We start from the raw sequence: 20,528 nt of genomic DNA, 5'->3' as shown, positions 1-20,528 counted from the left end.
ATAGTTTAATAGGGAGTTAAATCAGGATTATTCGTTTTCTTTTTTGCCATCAAAAGCATCTTTTACTTTTTCGCCGGCCTTATCAGCCGTTTTACCTACCGCTTTGGCACCTTTAACCACTCCTTCTTTCACGTCTTTACCGGCTTCTTTAGCCGCGTGGCCTACTTTATTACCTACCTTAGCACCTGTTTCGGTAACATCCTCAGCGGTATTTTTAGCAGCAGTACCTACTTTATCGGCTACGTTGCTACCTTTTTCTTTGGCATCTTTACTGGTTTCTTTTGCTTTTTGACCTACTTGTTGAGCTCCTTTCTGCACTTTGTCTTCAACCTTTTCACCGGTTTGTTTCACATCGGCGGCAACCTGGCTTACTACAGGGTCAAGTTTCTCACCGGTTTTTACCGTTTCGTACTTGGCTTTAGCTTTAGTAATTTCAATTTTATCTTTACTAGATATCTGATCTTCTATGGCGTCTTTACGGTCATCTAAAGCTTGATAATAAGCTTCTACTTTGTGCCATTGATCTCTAGTAAAATCATTTTTGTTCGCTCTTACTTTTTCTACAAAATTGTCGTAAGCCTCGCGGATGGTGGATGAAGTTTGTGTATTAATATTTGCCGTATTAAAATTACTCATGAGATCACTGGTGCCAGTAGTAGCAACTTTGTCGGGTGCCATACCACCGCTCAGGTTAGTGCCGAGGGAGTTCCAATACGAACTATAACGAGTCTTTAAGTGATCAATTTCCTGACGCCGATTTTCATCGTAATTGTTTTGGTACTGATCTAATCGGGCAACTTTCTCATCGTACATAGTCCGCTGATCTTTCCAACTGCTGCTGGCAGTATCCATAGTAGCAATAGCGCTGGAATCGAGAGTGCTCACGTAATTCTTGTAATCCGTATAAGCAGTTTCGCCATCGTTAGCAGCGGTAGAATTATCAGTAGTTTGAGAAGTTGAGCTTTTAGAATCCGATGAACAGCCTATTTGCATACCTGCTAAACTGAAGGCGAGTGCAAAGCTCATTATCGGAGTTTTAATTAAATTTTTCATAGTTTTGTTCAGGTTTTGGCAAAGTTAGGCTTTTCTAAATATTAAGTCTAACATTATTATAAAACGCATCTAACATAAGATTGTTTCAATTCCGGAATGGCAGACAGTAGTACTGCAGGGTTGCTATCTGGGAAATGTTACTTTTATATTTATTTAAGATCCGCTGATTTTTTACTTAAAAATTTTACTAATTTTTTGTTTCCTGCTTATGCATCCCATCCGCTTTTCCGATGTTTCGGATAGTTGTACTTTATTAAAGCCAGACCTGGAAAATGCGTTTGCTCAGGTACTAACCGAAGGTAATTTTATTAAAGGAACCCCGGTAAGAGATTTTGCCCAGGAATTAAGTAAATATTTACAAGGTTCCGAAGTAATACCTTGTGGCAATGGAACAGATGCCTTACAAATTGCTTTAATGGCTTTAGATATACCGCCCGGCAGCGAAGTTATTGTACCTGTTTTTAATTATGTTTCGGCGGCAGAAGCAGTAGCCTTGCTGGGGTTAGTTCCGGTATTTGCCGATGTACTTCCCGACACCTTTACTCTTGATCCAGCATCGGTAGCCGCCAAAATATCTTACAAAACCCGGGCTATAATAGTGGTGCATTTGTTTGGTCAATGTGCAGACCTTAAAACACTTACCTTATTAGCGCAAAAACATGATTTATTTATAGTAGAAGATAATGCCCAAAGTTTGGGTGCGGAGTATATTGCGGCAGATAGTACCCGGTATTTTGCGGGCACGGTAGCCCATATTGGTACAACTTCTTTTTTCCCGACGAAAATGTTAGGTGCTCTGGGAGATGGAGGCGCTCTTTTTACGAGAGAGGAAGAGCTAGCCACCGCTATTCGCCAAATTGCCAGTCATGGTCAAAGTCGAAAATACACCTACGAACGGGTTGGAATAAACTCGCGACTCGATACTATACAGGCAGCTTTTCTTTTAGTGAAATTAAAATACCTAGACACCTATATAGAACAACGACAATTATTGGCTCAAGAATACGATCAGCATTTTCAGGATAGCCGTTTGATTCAGGTTCCGGGTCGTGCCGCTTACAGCACGCATGTATTTAATCATTACGTAGTGCAAGTTCCTGCGGAGCAGCGGGATAATTTAAGAACTTATTTACTCCAAAAACAAATACCCACGGCAGTATACTATGCTACGCCTTTGCATTTGCAGCCTGCCTACTACTATTTAGGTAATTTTTACGGGGATTTTCCGGTAGCAGAAAGTCTTTGCCAGAAAGTAATGGCGTTGCCCTTGCATCCTGCCCTCACCTTAGAACAAGTAGATTATATAATTAGCTGCATTAAAGAATATGAGCATAAATAAGTTGAATCGCGGATTTCCACAGGTTAAACGGATTTAGCAGATTATTTATGGCAAGAACCGGATAAGAGTTTTAGATTTTACTTTGCTTTGAAAATTAGAACCAAGGGCAACTACTAAAGTATTAACCAATAGTAAGAAGTAGTTGCTATAGCAGACTTTGATGTTGTTTTTTAGAGGCTGGAACAGGCTCCATGTCATGGTTCCATCTTATTTGACAAGTAACCAGTTTGCCTCATGGCCGGTGGGCCTAGTTTAGCTATTGCTCTTAGCTACCTGGCTTTAACTATCAAAGGTAAAAGATTTAGTAAATACGCCTCCTCGCGCAAGTGCTACTTCGCTGAACACTTGGGCATAAGAACAAGAGTCAGTCTCCCAACTGACGTAAAAGGGCTTGAGTTTCGCCAGTAGGGAGACTGACTCTTGTCTGTAAGGCACCAGTCCCACTCCACTAAGACTTGCGCTAGCAGGGTGTGCTAGAAAAGAACCTAGAAAGTAGCTAGCAGGAGAAAGGCACAGAAGTAACTTCCGCGCCATAGTAAGTGTCACCAGTCCCGCTCCGTTAAGACTTGTGCTAGAAAGGGTAACAAAGATAGTAAAAGAAGACAGGTTAATTAACCTTTGTTATTTTCGGTAAAAGTAAGATTAACGGTAGCTACTCGAAACAATACCAGTTTGGCTGTTGAGGGCCTTTTAGCGTTCCGGTGCTGCGCAGCAGCATGGCGCAACGGAGTGAGCCAAGGTTCGCTAAACCGCCCGAGAGAGCCAAACGGGGGCCGCCGGCCATGAGGCAAACTTAGCCCTGTCGAAAAAGTTAGCACTTGAGCCTGGAGGCTTGAAAAGGCTCCAAAGAAAACACTTACTAGCAAGCAAAATCTATAATAGCTTTTTGATACAATTTGGTGGTATAAGATTAGTCGCTATAGATGATATTGCAAATATATATGTCTTTATAAAATTATCACTTAAATGAAAAGTCTTCCTTTATTTGAAGTATTGCCTGAAGCGCGCCACTAGCTTATCCGTCATTTCTGGAGCCAGGTTCAGGTTTAAAACCCCAATTATGTAAATCAAGGTTATTAAACCAGAGCGAATTAGAATATCAATGAAAGTAGAAGATACAAACGGTAATTGCCACCCCACCACGTACGCTAATATGGCTAGCATTATAATTTGCAAAGAAGTTTTATCAAAAGGCTGCATTTTATAGAAGTAATACACGCAAGCCAAACGAATAGTATTTATAACGCCGTATACAATCAGGAAAACAAAACCAGCCCCGTTAATACCGTAATTCCGGATAAAATAAGGATTGGCAATAATGGTTAACAAAGCGAGGGAAATGTTAAAAATCAAATCGTAACGGTAACGCGGCGAGGTTAACAATATATAACCGTTCACGCCGGAAGCTAAATCAAAAAGGCGGGCAGCGCACACAAATAAAATAACGTATTTCCCGGAACTGTAAGCTTTTGGCAGCAAGGCCAACAGATTATCAATATTGGCCCAGATACCGATAAACAGCAAACAACCTATTACAAGATTAATGCGGGTTACTTGCTTATACAGCGCCTGCATGGCAGTTAAATTTTGATTTTTCCAGAAATCTGCAATTTGAGGTAAAGCAATTTTGTAAATGGAACTTCCGGCTATTAAAATTACACTGGCCACATTGGTAGCAGTGGTATAAATACCGGCATCGCCCAAACCATTATAATGGGTTATCATAATAGAATCGATAACGGTAATAATGGTGCTTGAAATATTACCTAAAAAGGCGTATAAACCATACTGCAGCATTGGTTTAATGGGTCGGTTTTGCCAGGGCTTCAGGTTAGGGGAAAGATGAAATTGTTTCAGCCAAACCAGGTAAATAAATAATACAACCGCTATACCGGCGTTTACCCCAATAAATAAAAATAAGAATGTTTCAAAGTTAATCAGGTGAGTGGCATACAACAATACGCAGGCACTTATTCCAATCCTCAACAAAAAATCTTTGGTAAAAGAAGGGATAACGGTTTTATAAAGAGAAGTTAAGTAGCTGTTAAATAAAGTAAAAAGTAATGTAAAAAGGCTAAGCGGACCAATGTAATAGGAGTATTGCCGAAGGAGCGGTGCTTCTTTGGCGTAATAAGCTAAAATCTGGGGCTGAAATGCATAATACAGAATAATTATAATGGTGAAGCCCAGTAATGGTACGCCTAACAGATACATTAAAAAATTATAGTGCCGGTTCGCCTTATCACGGAAAAAAGGAAAAAATTTAATACCAGCACTTCCAAAACCAAGCGCCGAAAGTTGAGCCAAAACCAATGCTATATTAGGTAAAACGCGGGTTAAACCTACTTGTTCTACACTTAAGATGCGCGGAAACAGCACCATCACATTTATGTAACCGATAAGCACGCCAGTGTACGAAATAATACTATTTTGAATACCCTGCCGTTTGATAATACCCATGCTGTGTTGTGCTAAAAAGAAGAATGATTAAATCTTGTTTACTACTTTATTTATTTGGCAAACTTATTACTTAAAAGGAGAATAAGTGTTCATTGCTTTTTACTTGGAAAATACCTGACCAGATGGATGCTCTAACAAATTTACGACCGCACTAATGGTTTTAAAACCTGAACCTTGTTCCTGTAAATACTCCATGATCTGGTGGAAAGCCAAGGGGCCGTTCGTAAGATTATGAATTGAAAAGTTTTCGTTGTGCCAGAGCCAGGTAAAGCAGCCGCCAAATTTTTTTATTTCTTGCAGCATAGGTGTAATAGCCGGAAGTATTTCAGAAGCGGATAGTTGCAGGTATTTTGGGTGATGTAAAGTAGCATCCATTAAGTGTAAGGGTACTTCAAAAAACCGAAAGGCTTCCCGCTTTTTAAAATTGAATAATTGAAAAGGAAAACAGGTACCGTGCCGAAAACCAAAATGTTCTGAAAACCCCAACGTAGTATCGTAGTTCATTCCTGCTTCTTCGAGTAGTTGGGGCGTTATTTGGGGTTCAAAGCGTAAGTAATGGAACCGATTACCGTGTACCGGTAACTTTAATTTTTTTACTTCTGTTTGAAGTTTATTTTTAGTAAATGAAGTAATATGGCTGCCGTGTATCCCTACTTCAAACTTTTTCTGCTTGAGTAAAGGCAACCAGGCATGGTAACGGGATTGAGAAATATCATAATCGGCGTTGGCTATACCTTTATATTTTCGGTTATTAGCTAAAAAGAAAAAGGTAGATGTTACGTTGTACTTTTGTACTTCCTGTATTACCTCCGGCACATTACACCAATTATCCTGGCCCGAAATTTTTTGTTTTAACAGTTTACTAAACCGGGACCACTTACCTTGTTTTAAGGCTTGTATTCCTTCTACCCGCCAGGCAGTTTGGCAATTATCAATATCGTGGGTTAAGCAGGTAGTAAAAGGCGCTTCATGGGCTAAAATAGATATTAATTTTAAACCATATACTTGTTCGATGGCCGTTTTCAGAATATCAAAATAGTAATTCACTACCGGAATGGTAATGAAGTCATATTTACTTTGTAGGCTTTCGGCATAAGGGAATCGGCCAAAATTATCGCGCTGAGTAGAATAATATTCCTGCCAACCACTCAAAAAATAAAATGCATTCGCAATAATATCCGCTTTAATAACGGCTTGATCACCCACGTAGGTTATTATTTCTTTTACTTCCGGAGCTCCAAACCAAAACGGAATTTTCTGATTTTTCCAGGTATAAAAAGTTGGTGGTGTTTCAGGGAAAGGAGCTGTTTGTTCAAAAAAAGTAAATTTTGTTTGAGTAATCTGAATACGACTCTGGTTATTTAGGCCATAATGAATTTCGAAAGACTGTTGAGGAGAATAAATATTGTAAAATTGAGCCAGTACGTATTTAAAGATTGCTTCCATGGTTAAGCTTTGCCCGATTTTAATAAATATTCTTTTATATAGCGCAAAGCTAACTCATGGCTGCGACCTTCTAATTCGGTGCCCATCACGGCATTATAATATTTTGCCCGTCCGGACACCTGAGGTCGGTTTAGTTCATAGCTGCTAATTAGAAAGGTCAAATCATTTAAATCTGCTGCTTTTTCTACTAATTGGTGGCGCACATATCCGTAATAATCATCTACAAAATTACTTTTTTCCAGACGGTAATAAATACTTAAAATATTCAGCATAACTGCTTCCAGGTGAATGGAAGAATCGGCGGCAATAATAACATCTTGCTTTTGCAAAAAATCAAAAGCTGGTTCTACTTTAGCATTTGAGAACTGAATTCCAGGACTAATCTGGTTGATAAAATTAAAATTACGACGATCGCTGGGATGCGGGCGAAAGCTGATTTTTTTATCCGGAAATTCCTGTACCAAACGGGTTAGTAGTTCTTTAATCCGGTCGGTTTCATCAATAATATTGGCACAAACGCCTATACTTTCGATAGTAGTACTGGAATTTTTGTTGGCTAAATATTTATCAGCCTTGGGCATACCTATTAATTTCACCTCACCTAATACTGGTCCGCAAGCCCGGTACTTATCTAAACTATCCTGACCTTCGAGTAAACTCAAGTCGAAAGATAAGGGCGGAAAATTAGTGCTCACGCTGGCGTGTTGCAGGTAAATAGTTGGAATACCTACTTCTTTGGCAGCAATTAACAATGCCCGGGGATCAGTATTATGATCGTTAGCGAAAATGATAGCTATAGGACGGTATTTTTGCAGGTATTTTAATGATAATTCATAATAGCCCACGGCCGTATAAATTAAATCGAAGAAGCGCAGCGCCCGCTTGCCTTTCAATTGGTACAAACCCAACAACAGAGGAATAAATTTATAATAGTAAAAAATTTTAAAACGGGTGGGTAAGCGGGTTACTTGTTTGTTATAAATTCCGATTTGTTTGTTTTGGCCGGCTACAAAAACAGCTTCTGGCAGGGCAACTTTTATAAATTGCAGCGATTCATAATTATTTTTACTTACTACATACAACCATACTTTGCCGGAAATATTTTCTTTATTCCGGAAAGGCAGAAATAAATCTAGGAATAAGCGGCCGCCGGTATACAATAATACCCGCCCTAACCGGGCAAATACATTTACCGGACTTATAGCATTAATAGCATGGGCAGGAATGGCAGCAAACGTGTCCGTAAAACGCAGTTGTAAAATATCGGCGTAAATATGAACCAGCTTGCTGTACCGCATTAGAGCAACTCCCAGGTTAAAGGGGTACCCGCCTTAATAAAGGTCTTAGCCGTTTTATTTAATACCTGCTCTAAATACTTCGGCTCCAAACCTTCATTCGGACGAATAATACGAATATTTTCTTTCGTGAATGGTTCTCCGGCTTGTACATCTTTGGCCACGTAAATGGAACGTTTGTACAAACGGCTATTTTTTTCGGCTTTCTGAACTCCGTATTGGATAGTTCCCAAAGCCAGAAATGCCCGTTCAGATTCCACCACTAACGATTGCAGTTCCTGCGGTTCCAAAGAAAACGCTGAATCTACGCCACCATCCGCGCGGCGCAAGGTAAAATGCTTTTCAATAACACAAGCTCCTAAAGCAACTGCAGCTACCGAAGCTCCCACGCCCATGGTGTGGTCGGATAAACCGACCGGCAAATTAAATAATTGCGCTAAATGGGGAATGGTACGCAGATTGGTATTTTCCGGCGAAGAGGGGTATGTGCTGGTACATTTTAGTAAAATAATATCGGTACAGCCGTTAGCCTGTAAAGTACGTACGGCTTCGTCGATTTCAGCCACTGTGGCTACGCCCGTGGAAATAATAACGGGTTTGCCGGTAGCGGCTACTTTTTTAAGTAAAGGCAAGTCCGTATTTTCGAAAGAGGCAATTTTATAAGCGGGTACCTGTAAGCTTTCCAGAAAATCAACGGCCGTTTCATCGAAAGGTGAACTGAATGCCAGAATACCTCTTTCCCGGGCTCGGTTAAATAAGGCTTGGTGCCACTCCCAGGGAGTATACGCCTCGCGGTATAAATCATATAATTCCCGGTTTTTCCAAAGCGAATTCGGATCTTCGATGGTGTGTACGCCCTCAATCGTCATGGTATCGGGGGTGTAGGTTTGCAATTTTATGGCATCTGCTCCCGCATCGGCGGCGGCATCTACAATGGCTAAGGCGCGGTCGAGCGACTGATTGTGATTTCCTGACATTTCGGCAATAATAAACGGCCGGTGCGCCGGACCAATTTTACGATTGCCAATGGTTACTTCTAACATTTTATAAATTCTTTAAAAATTCTTCGGTTATTTCGTCTAAGCTTAAGATGTTTCGGTCGGCTTCGTAAGCTTCGCCCGGCTGTAAATGACGGTAATTACCCCGCATTATCCGGATAGTTTTAAATCCGAGGGGTTTTAATCCGACAAAATCTTTGCTGGGGTTATCACCAATGTACACTATGTTGGCAGGTTCGGTTTTCTCTAACTTACCAATTAATTCAAAACAATACACCGAAGGTTTCGCATTTTTAATACCAAAGCGATGCGTAATAAAAACCTTTTTTACTTTATCGGAAACGTGTAAAGCTTTTACTTTATTCTGTTGCACTAACTTATTACCATCTGTTACTACGTACAAAGGATAATGGCGGAAACGCTCTAAACATCGAATAGCATCGGGGTACAATTGAATTTCAGGGGCATGGAGCCGGTAAATACTCAGACATTTTGTTACCAGTTTTTGGGAGTTCTTGCCGTACTTTGTCAGAACATCATTAAAAATAGAACCCCGGCCACCTGCTTCGAGTCGATTTAGTAATTTAGTAAATAATTCTTCTTCGGGGCAATTAATTAAAGGCGCTAAGTAATTGGCGACCGCTTTAAATCCGCTTTTAACAAAAGTAATTTCTTCGTAAAGGGTATCGTCCAGGTCAAATACTAATACCATATTGAGATGTTACTCGTAATTAGTTGTTCGTTGTTAAGGTAATAAATGGTTGAAAATAAATGCCTTATAAGGATTCAGGATTAGCGTAGCTTTTAAAGTCGAACCACGAATAACCAACAACTATTATACAACCAAGTCTTGGGCAAACCGGATTTGTTTTTTTTCTGACGTGCGGGCAAACGGGTAAACGTCTAAATCTTCGCCCTGAGCTTCCAGTAAAGCCCAATAAAAGGAATCTAATCCGCATTGTACGCTTAAAGTAGAGGCGCCACCAAAACGACTGTTACATTCTATTACATGAAATTGCCCATCAGGAGAAACCAATACTTGTACCACCACGTGGCCGCTTAACGATATGGCCGTGGCTAGTTCCTGGCCTAATTTTTCCAGAGCCGGAAACGAAACGGTTTGGGTAATCTGCGATTCGCCGTTGATTACTAAGTCCCGGGTGCGGGCAATTATACCTTTTACTTTGCCTTGTTGAGTTACGTACATATCCAGGCTGTATTCCTGGCCTGCAATAAAAGGCTGAAATATGGGATGTTGTAATTTCTGGGCGTGCGTACTAGCATCTTGCTTACTTAAGTTAAGGCCCATGTTTAAAGCCCCGGCGCCATACCTTTCTTTTACTACGTACCGTTCAGTGTCCTCTAAATCTTCTATAGCTTCAACAGTAGGAATTAATGGTAAATTTTTAGCGTTTAAGGTTTGATAAAATTGTAACTTATCTAAACAAACCTGCACGGCCGATAAAGAGCTCAGCATAACGGAAATTCCATTAGCGGCGAGCGAGTCTTTATGGGCAGCCCAAAATACCAGTTCTCCGTCGCGGGAAGGAATAATTAAGGTAATATTTTCTTGCTGGCAATAGTGGAGCAATTCTTCTACTGAAAGATCCGTTATACGGGGCATTTGCCAGAAACGATCTACAAAGTGTTTTCCAATTATTTCAGAACTAACATCGGCCCCATACAACAATATATCAGGATCAAACTTCTTAACCGCTGATTTTATTGCCTCTAACATGGGTACTTTGCGGGCAATACTGGTTACCAAAACATTGCCAGTAGAGGAGGTTGCTAGTTGTTTTGTTAGGGCGTCTTGTTCGTAGGAAATTATCTCCGGTATGGTATCTTCCAGTTTTCTCGCAGGCAGCCAGCCTGTTACTTTTTGGAACAAAGTCATATCCGCCTGCGATGCTTCGTATAATATGTCGGAATTTTCTTCCTGGTAAGTTAAAGCCGGGAAGTGCTGTTTTAGCACATCAATCATTTCTGCAACTTTTCTAGCTTTACCACTACCCAAATTTATAATGCCTTTAAAAGCGGTAGGTCCCAAGCGCATTAAACCTTCGGCCACATCACCGGCGTAGATATAATCGAAAATGCCTTCTTTTTTAAAAACCGTTAAACTTTCCTGATTTAACAAAGCCCGCACCCAACGCGATATTATATCGCGGGAGTTTTTTCCGTAGCTGCGGTAAATCCGCACGCAAATGGTTTGAAATTGCTCTCCTCGGAAATCCTCTAAAAAGCGTAATTCAATTTCGTGGTTTAACTTGGCCGAACCGGTTAAATTGCGAGGCAGGATTGGGTCTGTTTCTTTTAAAGAATAAGGCGCAGCAGCAGGCTCCTGAAAGTTGTATAAAATTGGATCGTAAATCAGGTAACTCGACGCAAAAATTACTTTTTTTATAGACGGAAGATCTTTTATTTCCGTCATTAAATGGTGGCTCAGGTTTACGTTGTGCTGGTAATTTTCTTCCCAAAAACCATACGTTTCTTTGGAGCGCTCGAACGTGGCCGCTAAATGAAAGAAATACTCCGGGGCAAAAGTCTGCAACTCAGCGGCGGTTATATAGTTTAAATCGCCTTTGCGGTATTGAATGTCAGATGGCCAATGAGTAGGACGATCTTTTAAATCGCCAATTAGTAAAATGGCGCCGGCTTCGTGTAATTTCTGGACTAACTCATTGCCAATAACGCCGTTGCCACCGCTGATAAATACCTTTTTTCCTTTATACATGATATTCTTTTAAAAAACCGTGCAACAGGGAATCCACCAATTGCTGGTCAATAACTACGTGTTGCCGCATCCGACCCTCAAACTGAAAACCATTTTGTTCTAAAATGGCAATATGGTAAGGTCGAATGTCGTACGTTTCGGTAAATATCCGGTTAAAATTTAAGTCCTCAAACGCTACCTGTTTCATTAGCGTGATAAAAGCCGAAAAACTCACCTGGTATTGTTCCTGATTCTGGTAAATGACCGGGTCTACCAGAAAAGACATTTCGAACCGCCGTGATTCCCAATCAATATTCGTTAGGCCACCGTAGCCAATGCACGTATTGTTTTTTAAAAAACTGAATAAAATAATTTTAGGCTGCGACTGGGTAAATATAGGCAAAACAGCTTGGCGATAATAATTTTCCTGATCGGTATTGGTTAAAGGAGCTTTTTGGCGTAAAACGGCCAATTGACTGTTACGCCATTCTTTAATTAAGAAAATGTCACTTTCCCGCAAAGTAACAATACTATAATCCTGAAAAAAGTAAGATTCTTTAGAAAGTGCCTGGTATTTAGTTACCTGCATGATTATGAGGTTTAAAGAAAGAAATAATCTGGCGACCCATCCCTAAATCGGCTAAGGCGCGGTAGTATTCTACGGTTTTATCAATTGAAATAGTATGCATCAGGTTATCAATTTGGATGCGGGCCTGGTTGCATTCTTTACCTTTGCTTCGATCTTTTACGTAGTTGGTATCCGGATTTACTAAAGCAAAGTCAATCGGAAAATCAGCCATGGTAAAAACTTCATCCCAACCCGAATCTGCTGCAATATTTAGTAATCCCGCTTTATTAAAATAAGATAAATGATCGGGTAAAGCCACCCAAAAATCAGAATCGATAGCTCCTGTTTCTTTTAGATACTGCTGCAAAGGCGAAAAGTCGTTGGGTACTTCCACTACTAAGGCTCCATTATCGGCTACCAGTTCGCGGCAGTTTAGTAAAAGTTGATGCGGGTTTACCACGTGTTCTAGTACATTATCCAGCCAGATAACCGTAAACTTTTCTTTTTGGGCGATTAATTTCTGAATGTTTTCGTAAATGTTACCTGTTAACAGGTTCTCGAGACAGCCGGGGTTAAAAGTTTCACAGCCGTAACGGCTGAAATCCAGACCTGTAACTTGCCAGTTGCGCTGTTTATAATAGCTTAAAACCCAACCTTCGCCGGAGCCTACATCCAGCAAAGAGAGCGGCAACAAGCTGGTTAGGTTAAAATGTTTCTCCAGCACCAATTGCTTTTGCGCTATTTTGTTATAAATGTATTGTTGCTCCTGCGCGGCGTAGGCTTTCTCGTACGTGCCTTTAGTATCCTGGTAATATTTTTGGGAGTAATAGATTTCCAGTTCTGCTTCCGAAGGTTTTTCTTTGACTTCGTGAAATCCATATTTATTTAGTTCGATAGTAGGCAAAGCTGTTATCCTTTTTTCTGTTCAATGTGGGCGTTTATTTTTACCAGTTCCGGATGGCTGCGCAATAATTTTATTATCTCCTGATAAGATAAAGTATCGGCCTGAAAATCCTCGATTAATATTTTTATTAATTGAAAATCTTCGGGCGTATCTACGGTTATTCGTAAGTCACTGGCATCTTCGGAATAAACTACATGCTCCGCCTGGGCGTGCTCTTTTATGTATGGTGTAACATGTTCTTTTTGAAAAGTGGTTTCGGCCTTTAAAAATGCTTCTTCTAATTGCTGAAATGAAAAAATTTCAAAGTCAAAACCGCGTGGAAAAGTGCGTACAATTGAATTAGACAAGTAAATGGTTTCGTTTTGCCACTGCAGGTATTTTTCTACTCCTGTTTTTATTAAATCGCCGTCTACAAGGGGGCAATCCGAGGTAACCCGTACGATAACATCTAATTGGTTTTCTAGCGCCGTTTCGTAATACCTTGAAAGAACATTGTCCTCGTTGCCCCGGTAACAATAAACACCTTCCTGTTCCGCAAATTGGGCAATTACATCATCGGTAGCATTGGTGGTAGTAGCCAGATAAATCGGAAAATTATTTTTTTTTAACCTATCGGTATGGTATTTTAATAAAGGTTGGTTTTTCACGGGCAACAAAACTTTACCCGGTAACCGGGTGCTTGTCATTCTTACCTGAGAAATAATACCGACTTTTTTCAAAACGCTTAAACTTAAATTATTGCTCGTTCACGAACGCTAAAACTTTTTCAATTACAAATTCCTGTTCCTCTTTTGATAAAGTAGGATACATGGGCAGGCTTAAACATTGTTCGTAATAATTTTCGGCCGCCGGAAAATCGCCTTGCTGCCATCCTAGTTGCTGATAATAGGGCATGGTATGCACCGGAATATAATGCACCTGGGCATAAATGTGATGCTGCCGCAAGTAATCGTATAAACCCCGCCGGTTTTTTACTAAAATAACATATAAATGATAGGCATGTCCAGTTTCGGATTTATCATCGGAATAAGCCGCCGGATTCAAAATAATAATATTTTCATCCTGACCAAAAACTTCGTCGTAGCGAGCGGCTATTTCCCGGCGTTTTTGCAAACCTGCATCGGCCCGGTTTAGTTGCGAAATGCCTAAAGCCGTTAGTATATCCGGAATTCGGTAATTGTAGCCTAGTTCCTGCATTTCGTAGTACCAACCACCTTTATCCTTGGGCAATAATTCGGGTTTTTTAGTAATGCCGTGCGTACGCAAGAGCACTAACTTATCGTATAATTCTTTGTTATTGGTCGTAATCATGCCGCCTTCCCCGGTAGCAATATGCTTTACCGGATGAAATGAGAAAATTGCTAAATCGGCGTACTTACCGTTACCGCACAATTGTTTTTGACCTTGATTATCTAAAAAATAACCACCTGGTGCGTGACAAGCATCTTCCAATATCCACAGATTATACTCGTCGGCTAATTGCCGGAAGGCTTCTAAATGAACGGGTAAACCGGCAAAATCTACGGGTATAATTCCGGTAAAAAAGCCTTTCGGTTTACTTTTTAGTAAATCTCTGACTTTGTCAATGTCCATTAAACCCGTAGCCGGATCAATATCGGCAAACCAAACGGTACCGCCGCAATACCGCACGCAATTTGCCGAAGCCACAAAAGTAATAGGGGTAGTAATAACGTTACTTTGTTCATTCACGCCCAGAGCCATCGCGCACAGGTGCAAAGCGGCAGTGCCATTTGCTACGGCAACTGCATACACACACCCAATATATTGCGCAAACTTATTTTCAAATTCTTCAATCTTAGGACCTTGAGTTAAAAAGTCGGATTGCAGCGTTTGTACAACCGCCTGAATGTCTTCTTCGGTAATTTGTTGTTTCCCGTACGGAATGGGTTGCATGGTAAACCTGGGTTATTTGGGAGTGTAAAGATACTAGCGACCGCTACAATTACCATTATGACTGGTTTTATTTTTGAATAGAGTAGTTACACACAGGTTTACCAAGTTAAATAATTATTATATCTGAATGTTTGAATTTTTTTCCTCGATTTGGAATTTAGAATTTTAATTAAGGCTATTTACATGAAGCATTTTTTACTTTTATTTTTATTGGTAAGCTCTTTAACAGCATTGGCTCAAAAGGAAGCCAACATCTGGTATTTTGGCGAATATGCGGGCTTAGATTTTAATCGCGGAGAAGTAACTGTTTTAAAGAATGGAAAAACGAATACCCAGGAAGGCACCACCAGTGTAGCAGATAAAAATGGGAATTTACTTTTTTATTCCGATGGCATAACCGTTTGGAACAAAAATCATACTCCAATGCCTAATGGGTTTGGATTAACCGGGCATAAATCGGCCATTCAATCGGTTATTGCTGTTCCTAAACCAGGATCGGCTACTTTGTACTATCTTTTTACCGTAGATGCCATTGAAAACGATTTGAGCAATGGCTTGCGTTATTCTGTTTTAGATATGTCGCTGCAAAATGGTTTAGGCGATATTACTGCTACTAAAAATGTTCTGCTGGAGGCACCAGTTACCGAAAAATTAACGGTAGTTCGCCATACCAACAATAAAGATTTCTGGATTCTGGTTCATAAATGGAATTCTTATGAATTTTCTTCTTATTTGCTCACCAGCTTAGGAGTAAATACCAAACCTGTTATTAGCAAAACAAGTTTTTACCATGGCGGTGAAATGCTAAATGCGATTGGCTTTTTAAAGGCATCCGTAGATGGTAAAAAGTTGGCATTAGCTGTTAGAGGTTCCAACAGATTTGAACTTTTTAATTTTGACGCGAAAACGGGTCTACTATCAAATGGTATTGTGTCGCCGGAAATTTATGTAAATGCTTTAGGCGTGGAGTTTTCGCCGGATGGGAAAAAACTATATGGAGCCGTTGCCACAAGCAGGCAGATTTTTCAATTTGACTTAACCGCATCCAAAACTCAAATCTTTAGTAGCGGTTTCGTGATTGGTAATTCCGTAGATGTGTTATGTGGCCTCCAGTTAGCACCTGATGGCAGAATTTACGCAACCCGCCGGTATAGTAATTATCTGGGAGTAATTCAAAATCCAAACCAAACAGGAACGGCATCTAATTTTGTAGATGATGGTTTATATCTAGGTTCCGGCAAATACGTTTGGTTCAGTTTGCCCAATTTTCTTCCTCAGTATTTACAAATTCAACCAATAATTGAAAGTTTCGATTTTACTAATACTTGCGAAGGCGATAGTACCTTATTTACTATTGAAAATATACTGTCCAATCATGAATACGTCTGGAATTTTGGTGATTTAAAATCAGGCGCGTCTAACTTATCTACTAAACTTAAACCGGCTCACAAATTTACCAATCCGGGCCAGTATTTGGTGAAGCTAACAGTTAAAGCCGAAAGTGAATGGTATTCAATAGAAAAAAAGATTACCATTTACGGACGACCACTTCTTTATCTGGGGGCTGATACGACTTTGTGTAAAGACGAGAAATTAATGTTAGGTAAGTCGATTGGGAATGTTAGTTACAAATGGCAGGATAATTCTACGCAGGCAACTTATGAGGTAACAAAATCAGGTAAATATTGGGTGGAAATAATTAACGAAAATGGCTGCTCCTATACCGATACCATTGAAGTAAAATACCGGGAAAACAGTTGTCAACCAATCATTCCGAATATTATAACGCCCAATGGGGACGGTTTAAACGAAACATTTTCCATAAAAGGAGCACCAAATAAAAAATGGCAAATTAAAATCTTTAACCGCTGGGGAAATTTAGTTTACCAGAATCCGAATTATGAAAATGAATGGAATGCCGGGCAACAACCGGATGGAGTTTACTATTACGTACTTCATGATCTAACTTCTCAACAGACCTTGAAGGGATATGTAGAAGTGATGAAATAAAAAGCCCGTTTTTCTTCAAAAATAAAATAACAACGGGCCAGTTAAAGCTCTAAGTTATACACTAATTAAACCGAGAAGGTAGGATCAACGTGTTGTTTTATTTGTTCGCGGATTTGTTCCGGGGTTAACCAATCGGTGTTTGATTCGGAATTATACCGGAAACCTGGTTCCACGAAATTGCCCTGAAATTTTTTCATAAAATTTTCAATAGACCAAACCGGCGTAGAAGGAAGAATAACGTAATATTTTTCTAATTCAACGGTGTTGTGCGAATCTGATTCGGTAATCATTTCTTCGTGTAATTTCTCGCCGGGACGGATTCCTACAATGTGGGGCTGCGCAGTAGGGGCAATAGCCGTGGCAACGTCAATGATGCGGTAAGAAGGAATTTTAGGAACAAATATTTCTCCTCCCCAGGCATGTTCCAGAGCGTGTAAAACCATTTCTACTCCGTCTTCCAGCGAAATATTAAAACGAGTCATGTGCGGATGAGTAATAGGCAAAACGCCTTCGTGTCGTTTACTCAGGAAAAAAGGCACTACCGAACCCCGGGAGCCAATTACATTACCGTAGCGTACCACCGAAAAAGTTAAATCGCGGGAGCCTTTCATGTTATTGGCAGCCACAAATAATTTATCGGAGCAAAGCTTGGTAGCACCGTACAGATTAATGGGGGCGGCGGCTTTATCGGTACTTAGGGCCACTACTTTTTTAACGCCACAGTCCAAAGCGGCATTAATTACGTTTTCCGCCCCAAAAATATTGGTTTTAATGCATTCCATTGGGTTGTACTCGGCCGCTGGTACTTGCTTTAAAGCGGCCGCGTGCACAATTATGTCAATTCCTTCACAGGCCCGTTTCAAGCGATCCCCATCGCGCACATCGCCAATAAAATAACGAATGGCTTTGTACTTTTGCGGCGAGAATACCTGGCTCATTTCGAATTGTTTTAATTCGTCGCGCGAAAAAATAACCACGCGCTTTACTTGAGGCCAACGTTCTAAAACCGTTTGAACGAACTTTTTACCAAAGGAGCCAGTAGCGCCAGTGATTAAAATTGCTTTATTATTTAAATCTAATTGCATGAGATTGTATCATCCTTAAACGAAGAAATTAAGTTAGTTAAAACTAAATGTCTATCCATAATTTCTTTTAAAGGCGCGAATTTACGCAATAATTATTAGTCTGCTGTTTTAAACCAGTTAGAAACCTTACTTTTATCCTTTTGAAAGATTAAAACAATTTGGCCGGTTAATGCTACTTAAAAAGTTTTTTCAAATTTTTAGTGCTTCCGTTAACTACTACTATCAGGCAGTTTCCGTTTTTAATCATCCGCAAAAAAGAACGCTAAAGCCTGCTTATCTCCTGAATTTTACTCCAGCAGAAAAACAGTTCCTGGAAAAAAGTGCGCATTCGTTCAATTACGTAGTTGATTATTCTTTAGGCTTCCGGCAAAAAGAATTATTTACTGTACCATTAAAAAATGTTTCTTTTCTGGGTCATTCGGGGGCATTGGTCTGGAAAGGTAAAGTAGTAACCGAATCGGTATTTGACTTAATGCGTTTAACTAAATCGCCGGCCTTTCGCAGTTTTGCCTTATTAAGCACCAAACGAAAAAAAGGAGTATTCAGCTCCCTTATGCATTTCCCCTGGGCCGAAACGAGTAATTATCATTGGTTTTTGGATGCCTTGCCCCGCTTGTTTTTACTTTTGCAAGATGCCGCTGAACCAATTACGCTAATTGTGCCGCAAAATATGCCGGCTTTTCAGCGCGAAACTTTAGACTTTTTATTAGATAAACAATCCCATATTCGATTAGAAACTATTAGTAAGCTGGAGAAATGGCAAGTATCTGAATTTATGCTGCCTTCTTTTGTAGCGAATCACAACAGTGGATATTTGCCGCCGGATATTTTAGAAAGCCTTCGAAGTAAAATTTGGGCAGGCTACCAGGTTACCTCAACCGGCAAACCGAAACGAATTTATATAAGCCGCAAGAAAGCTAACAAACGGAAAATTATAAACGAAGACCAGGTTATAGCTGCTTTAATGCCATACCAAGTGCAAATAATTAATGCCGAAGAGCTAACGTACCAGCAACAAGTGCAATTATTTTATAATGCTGAAGTGGTGATTGCCCCGCACGGAGCAGGTTTAACTAATATCCTATTCTGCCAACAAGCCACAGTATTGGAATTGCATCCGGTGGATGTTATAAAATCGCATTATTTTTTATTAAGTAAGGGCTTGAACTTTTCCTATACCTACTCCATAGGAAGTAAATCTGACGAAAAACAAAATTTTACGGTTTCTATTCCTGATTTTAAAGAGCAGTTAAGCTATTTGTTTGACAACTCGCCTACTTTCCTTGAATAATCTCTGCCAGTTGACCGGTTAAAGCTCGGCGAGAGTACCGGTGATAATCCACAATGGGTAAATCCAGGTTCGGGTTAATTTTCCAACTCCGGGTTAATTGGTCCAGGTAATCTACCATTTGGTCGAAGGCAGCATAATGAAAAACCCGCCCGGCACCGCATTCGTCAATTATCCGGTCGGCATCACTGTTTATAGGTCCGATGCAGATGATGGGTTTGTTAGAAGCCAGGTACTCGAAAAGCTTGCCTGGCAAAATACAAAAGTTATTTACTACATCCGGAATTCCCATTAACAAAACCGTGGCTGACAATAAATAACGGATAGATTCGTGGTGCGGTACAAACGGAATTATTTCGGATATGGAGGTAATACCGGCCTGCTCTACCTGCCGCAGTACCATTTCGGAAATTTTACCAACAAACCGCAGTCGAAAGGGTACTTCTGGATAACGGCGGGTCACTTCGGCCAGAGCTTTTAAAAATAATTCAATGTTATACGTTTCTGATATGGTACCGGTATAGGTAATGCACAGTTTATCTTTGGGCGGTTCAGATGGAAAAGTAAAATCTTCTTCATCGTAACCATTCGGCAATACTTTTATTTTAGTAGAATCAATTTGGGCAGATTTCGCCGCGAGTAACCGTTTTGTATCGGCGCTGGTAACCAAAATAGCATCGGCTCCTTCAATAACGGCTTTTTCGTAGCGGGCATCAATTTGCTTGGCCAGAGTGGTATGGTTTAACTCTTTGTAGTAATAAATATCCGTCCAGGGGTCGCGCATATCGGCAATCCATTTTACATGCGGAAATTCTTTTTTTAACTTTAACCCAATTAATTGCGAGGAGTGCGGGGGGCTGGTAGTAATAATGGCCTTAATAGGTTCAGTTTGTAATAATTTTCTGCCGGCACTTACCGCATATCGGTTCCACCCAACCCGGGCATCCGGAATAAATAAATTCCCCCGGATAAAATTAAATATTTTCTGAATCAGGTTTTGATTATTTTGATTGGCAAACCCACCGTAGGGAATTTCCTTCTTGCCGGTTAATTTTTTATAATACTCAAACGGTTCGCTGGTATTCGTCCGGATTACTCTTACCGAAGCGGGTACATCTGCTGCCAGCGAATAATCCAGTACCGGATACGCACCTTTTTTATCGTCTACCGTTATTACCGTAGGAGTTAGATTAAACTCCGGCAAATGTTTTACAAACTTCAGGCAACGCTGTACACCGGCTCCGCCGGAAGGTGGCCAGTAATAAGAAAAGAATAAAACATTGCCGGAAGAAGGATTTTGCTGGTTTGCCAAGGATAATTTAATTCTAAATTAAGTAACAGATAAATAACCCGGATTAATGATTGCCTTATGAGCAATATTAATAGCGCGAATATACGTTGCTGGCGTAAAAATGTCAGGTAATTTTATTTTTTCTGCTTATTTTTGTATAC

General features: G+C 40.2%; 18 protein-coding genes. 4 read left to right on the top strand and 14 right to left on the bottom strand.

Features of this window, described 5'->3' with window-relative positions; genetic code table 11:
* Positions 1 to 27: 27 nt before the first annotated feature.
* Entirely contained in the window at positions 28 to 1,053 is a 1,026-nt protein-coding gene (locus HUW48_RS13485; RefSeq protein WP_182416169.1) for a DUF6565 domain-containing protein, read from the bottom strand.
* A gap of 208 nt (positions 1,054 to 1,261) precedes the next feature.
* On the opposite strand from HUW48_RS13485, the gene HUW48_RS13480 reads away from it, so the two are divergent.
* Positions 1,262 to 2,392 (top strand): DegT/DnrJ/EryC1/StrS family aminotransferase, encoded by a 1,131-nt coding sequence (locus tag HUW48_RS13480; protein ID WP_182416168.1) that lies wholly within the window; start codon positions 1,262 to 1,264, stop codon positions 2,390 to 2,392.
* A 234-nt stretch (positions 2,393 to 2,626) separates the two neighbouring features.
* Positions 2,627 to 2,800: a hypothetical protein gene (locus tag HUW48_RS13475; RefSeq protein ID WP_182416167.1), complete on the top strand. Its 174-nt coding sequence runs from the start codon at positions 2,627 to 2,629 to the stop codon at positions 2,798 to 2,800.
* 244 nt (positions 2,801 to 3,044) lie between these two features.
* Here the strand turns inward: HUW48_RS13475 and HUW48_RS27295 are convergent, their stop codons facing one another.
* The 11 genes from HUW48_RS27295 to pseC all read right to left on the bottom strand — a co-directional run bounded on the left by HUW48_RS27295 (position 3,045) and on the right by pseC (position 14,693).
* Positions 3,045 to 3,176 (bottom strand): hypothetical protein, encoded by a 132-nt coding sequence (locus HUW48_RS27295; protein WP_262891518.1) that lies wholly within the window; start codon positions 3,174 to 3,176, stop codon positions 3,045 to 3,047.
* 197 nt (positions 3,177 to 3,373) lie between these two features.
* Positions 3,374 to 4,852 (bottom strand): lipopolysaccharide biosynthesis protein, encoded by a 1,479-nt coding sequence (locus HUW48_RS13470; protein WP_182416166.1) that lies wholly within the window; start codon positions 4,850 to 4,852, stop codon positions 3,374 to 3,376.
* A 99-nt stretch (positions 4,853 to 4,951) separates the two neighbouring features.
* Positions 4,952 to 6,298, bottom strand: coding sequence for a polysaccharide deacetylase family protein (locus HUW48_RS13465; protein ID WP_182416165.1), 1,347 nt, complete (start codon positions 6,296 to 6,298; stop codon positions 4,952 to 4,954).
* 2 nt (positions 6,299 to 6,300) lie between these two features.
* Complete coding sequence (locus tag HUW48_RS13460; RefSeq protein WP_182416164.1) at positions 6,301 to 7,596, bottom strand: glycosyltransferase family protein; 1,296 nt, start codon at positions 7,594 to 7,596, stop codon at positions 6,301 to 6,303.
* Positions 7,596 to 8,636 carry a pseudaminic acid synthase gene (gene pseI, locus HUW48_RS13455; protein ID WP_182416163.1) on the bottom strand — a complete coding sequence of 347 codons (1,041 nt, stop codon included), beginning with the start codon at positions 8,634 to 8,636 and terminating at the stop codon, positions 7,596 to 7,598. Before pseI ends, HUW48_RS13460 begins: the two co-directional genes overlap by 1 nt.
* A 1-nt stretch (position 8,637) precedes the next feature.
* The gene (locus HUW48_RS13450; protein ID WP_182416162.1) at positions 8,638 to 9,303 is read right to left on the bottom strand and encodes an HAD family hydrolase; all 666 of its coding nucleotides are present in this window, start codon (positions 9,301 to 9,303) and stop codon (positions 8,638 to 8,640) included.
* Positions 9,304 to 9,426: 123 nt separating this feature from the next.
* Positions 9,427 to 11,328, bottom strand: coding sequence for an NAD-dependent epimerase/dehydratase family protein (locus HUW48_RS13445; protein ID WP_182416161.1), 1,902 nt, complete (start codon positions 11,326 to 11,328; stop codon positions 9,427 to 9,429).
* Positions 11,321 to 11,896, bottom strand: coding sequence for a GNAT family N-acetyltransferase (locus HUW48_RS13440; RefSeq protein ID WP_182416160.1), 576 nt, complete (start codon positions 11,894 to 11,896; stop codon positions 11,321 to 11,323). The genes HUW48_RS13445 and HUW48_RS13440 overlap by 8 nt, the downstream gene beginning before the upstream one ends.
* Positions 11,883 to 12,779 carry a class I SAM-dependent methyltransferase gene (locus tag HUW48_RS13435; RefSeq protein WP_182416159.1) on the bottom strand — a complete coding sequence of 299 codons (897 nt, stop codon included), beginning with the start codon at positions 12,777 to 12,779 and terminating at the stop codon, positions 11,883 to 11,885. Before HUW48_RS13435 ends, HUW48_RS13440 begins: the two co-directional genes overlap by 14 nt.
* A gap of 5 nt (positions 12,780 to 12,784) precedes the next feature.
* A complete protein-coding gene (locus tag HUW48_RS13430; RefSeq protein WP_262891517.1) occupies positions 12,785 to 13,498 on the bottom strand; it encodes a glycosyltransferase family protein in 714 nt (237 codons plus the stop codon).
* Positions 13,499 to 13,514: 16 nt separating this feature from the next.
* Positions 13,515 to 14,693 carry a UDP-4-amino-4,6-dideoxy-N-acetyl-beta-L-altrosamine transaminase gene (pseC, locus tag HUW48_RS13425; protein ID WP_182416157.1) on the bottom strand — a complete coding sequence of 393 codons (1,179 nt, stop codon included), beginning with the start codon at positions 14,691 to 14,693 and terminating at the stop codon, positions 13,515 to 13,517.
* Positions 14,694 to 14,876: 183 nt separating this feature from the next.
* Between pseC and HUW48_RS13420 the strand changes: the two genes are divergently transcribed.
* The gene (locus HUW48_RS13420) at positions 14,877 to 16,703 is read left to right on the top strand and encodes a T9SS type B sorting domain-containing protein (RefSeq protein WP_182416156.1); all 1,827 of its coding nucleotides are present in this window, start codon (positions 14,877 to 14,879) and stop codon (positions 16,701 to 16,703) included.
* 65 nt (positions 16,704 to 16,768) lie between these two features.
* Here HUW48_RS13420 and pseB read toward each other — a convergent pair whose 3' ends face one another.
* The gene (pseB, locus tag HUW48_RS13415; protein WP_182416155.1) at positions 16,769 to 17,788 is read right to left on the bottom strand and encodes a UDP-N-acetylglucosamine 4,6-dehydratase (inverting); all 1,020 of its coding nucleotides are present in this window, start codon (positions 17,786 to 17,788) and stop codon (positions 16,769 to 16,771) included.
* 169 nt (positions 17,789 to 17,957) lie between these two features.
* On the opposite strand from pseB, the gene HUW48_RS13410 reads away from it, so the two are divergent.
* Positions 17,958 to 19,079, top strand: a complete 1,122-nt coding sequence (locus HUW48_RS13410) for a glycosyltransferase family 61 protein (protein ID WP_182416154.1) — start codon at positions 17,958 to 17,960, stop codon at positions 19,077 to 19,079.
* On the opposite strand, the gene HUW48_RS13405 is transcribed toward HUW48_RS13410, so the two are convergent.
* The gene (locus HUW48_RS13405) at positions 19,063 to 20,388 is read right to left on the bottom strand and encodes a glycosyltransferase family 4 protein (RefSeq protein WP_182416153.1); all 1,326 of its coding nucleotides are present in this window, start codon (positions 20,386 to 20,388) and stop codon (positions 19,063 to 19,065) included. The two genes, HUW48_RS13410 and HUW48_RS13405, sit on opposite strands and share 17 nt — an antisense overlap.
* Positions 20,389 to 20,528: the final 140 nt, after the last annotated feature.

The sequence above is a fragment of the Adhaeribacter radiodurans genome (assembly GCF_014075995.1).
GTDB lineage: Bacteria > Bacteroidota > Bacteroidia > Cytophagales > Hymenobacteraceae > Adhaeribacter > Adhaeribacter radiodurans.
This window is presented reverse-complemented; position numbering and strand designations above follow the sequence as displayed.